The organism is Clostridia bacterium, assembly GCA_019683875.1.
Classification (GTDB): domain Bacteria; phylum Bacillota; class Sulfobacillia; order RBS10-35; family Bu92; genus Bu92.
Genome location: JADGHN010000191.1, coordinates 1 through 2,264, shown reverse-complemented (window position 1 = coordinate 2,264; position 2,264 = coordinate 1). Strand labels below are relative to the sequence as shown.

Sequence of the window (2,264 nt, the reverse complement as noted above, 5' to 3'; positions counted from 1 at the left end):
AGGTGGACCGGGCGCATGCGCAAGGTCGCCTTGTCGTCAAGCCACGCGGCGCGTGCGGGCAGCCGGTACTCGTGGAGGCCCGGCTCGCCCAGCGGGGCGCGGGACGCCTCCTCGCGACGGTCGCCGTACACGAAGCTGCCGCCGCCGGCGTCGCGGTTCGCCACGGCCAGGCACAGGTCGTTCTCCTCCGCCCGGGCCGACCAGAGCCAGGGCCGCCCGATCTCGCCCCCGCCGGGCGCGGCGACGAGGCGGCAACCGCGCTGCGCGAGGCGGCGGATCGGCTCCGGGTGGCGCAGTTCGGTCAGGTTGAGCAGTCCCACGCGGCCGAACGGCAGGTCGACGTACGCGTCGCCGGACCCCGTGCCACACCATGCGCGCGCCGGCTTCGGAATCTGGCTCGACCTCTTCTTCGCCTCGACGCCGTCCGTGCCGACGAGGACCGTCGTCAGGTAGAGGTCGCCGTCCGCCCACTCCAGAAGGGTTGTGACCAACCGGCTGTTCAGGCGACGCGCCCACTCCAGCAGCCAATCACTGGAGGGTCCGGGCAGGGGTTCCGCCCACGCGGCCACGTCGCGGGCTCCGCGCACGTCCTGCACGTCGACGAGCGCCGGCAGCACGACGAGCGCCGGCGGCGCGTCCGAGTCGAGCAGCTCGATCAGCTGGCGCTCGCACGCGAGCTTCACGTCCGACGGGTTGGACGGGGAGTCGCCCGCTTGCACCACGACCACCTTCGCCTCCGGGAACGAGCCGCCGCTGGGCGGGTACAGGTGCGGGTTCAGCAGCAATTCCTGGCACTCCTCCGGCGTGCAGACGAGCGCGTCCACGTCCGGCCGCTCCTTGTCCCGGGCGCGGTCGACCGAGACGACGGCCATGGCCACGCCGTCGCCCTCGGGTCCTTTCGCGTCCAGGACCTCCCCGTCCGGGCCGATCACGCAACTGCCGCCCGAGAAGCGGACTCCCCGCTCCTCGCCCCAGCGGTTGGTGGCGATCCAGAACACGCCGTTCTCCGCCGCGCGGGCGCGCCAGACGTTGGCCGGCGTGCGGCCGAGCCAGTTCGTCGGGTGCAGGACCACGTCGGCGCGCGAAAGCGCGAGGATCCGCGCGGCCTCGGGAAAGTCGGCGTCCCGGCAGATGAGGAGCGCCACGCGGCCGAGTTCCGTGTTCCAGACGGACCACTCCTGGCCCGGCGCGGCCCAACGGGTGTCCTCCACCCACAGGTGCGTCTTGCGGTAGCGGCCGACGAGCTTGCCCTTGGAATCGATGAGGACGGCGCTGTTATAGAAGACGCCCGTGTCGGGTTCCACCTCCGCGAGACCGTAGGCGACGTACACCTGGCGCTCGCGACAGAAGGCGGCGACGCGTTCGCTGGTGGGCCCCGGGACCGGTTCCACGAAGGGGGCGATTTCCGCGCGATCGGCGAAGATGTAGCCGGTCGTGGCCATCTCCGGCCACACGATCAGGCGGGCGCCGGCGTCAGCGGCGCGTCGGGAGAGGTCAAGAAGCCGCTCGAGGTTCTCCGCGGGCCGACCCCAGGCCGGTTCGAATTGCACTGCAGCGGCGAGGAATTTCATCGTTCGCCCTCCCGCCACGCGATTTCGCGCTGCGCGGGGCAATTCCTGGCGAACGGCCGGCAGGGCGGCGGTTGTCCCGCGACCCTACGGCGGCGTCTCGGAGGTCGACGACGGGTCCCGGCCGGACAGGTGCGCCTCTGGCGGCGGCAGCTCGCCCCGTTCCCGGCGCAGTTTCGTCATGTAGCCTCCGACGCGGCCGCTCTCCGCCGCCGTCAGCCCGCCCCAGCCGACCTGCCGCACCTTCTGCAGCAGGCCGAGCATGGCCGCCGCCTCCCATTTGACGGTCGCCAGCGGGCTCTCGTCCTCTTCCGGCGACTGCGGCCCGAACCATCGCTTGCGCTCCCGCTCGCGCCGCTCCTCCTCGGTGAGCCTGCGTCCCACGCCTCGCCCTCCTCCTGGTGCCTCGACCGGGCGAGAGTCTGCCTCCGGGGCGCGATTCTCATGCGCGCGCGGTTTCGTATGCGCATTCGCGTCGGAGAGGGCATCCGCCGCACGCCGGGCGCGCGCGACAATGCCGCTTGGCCAGCTCCACGAGGAGGGCGTGGAACTCCGCCCACTCCGCCGCCGTGGCGCGCCAAGCCGCCATCACGGCCGCGCGCGCCGTCTCATAGCCGACGGCGCCTTCGAACCAACCGAGCCGGGTCCCGATGCGACGCGCGTAGGCGTCGGCGACGAACGCCGGGCGGCCGGCGG

At 72.8% G+C, this 2,264-nt stretch carries 2 protein-coding genes; both read right to left on the bottom strand.

Going from position 1 to position 2,264, the window contains the following annotated elements; translation table 11 throughout:
* On the bottom strand, positions 1–1,571 hold a 1,571-nt coding region (locus tag IRZ18_09785; protein ID MBX5477395.1), incomplete at its 3' end, for an amidohydrolase.
* Positions 1,572–1,655: 84 nt separating this feature from the next.
* Entirely contained in the window at positions 1,656–1,832 is a 177-nt protein-coding gene (locus IRZ18_09780; GenBank protein ID MBX5477394.1) for a hypothetical protein, read from the bottom strand.
* Positions 1,833–2,264 lie beyond the last annotated feature (432 nt).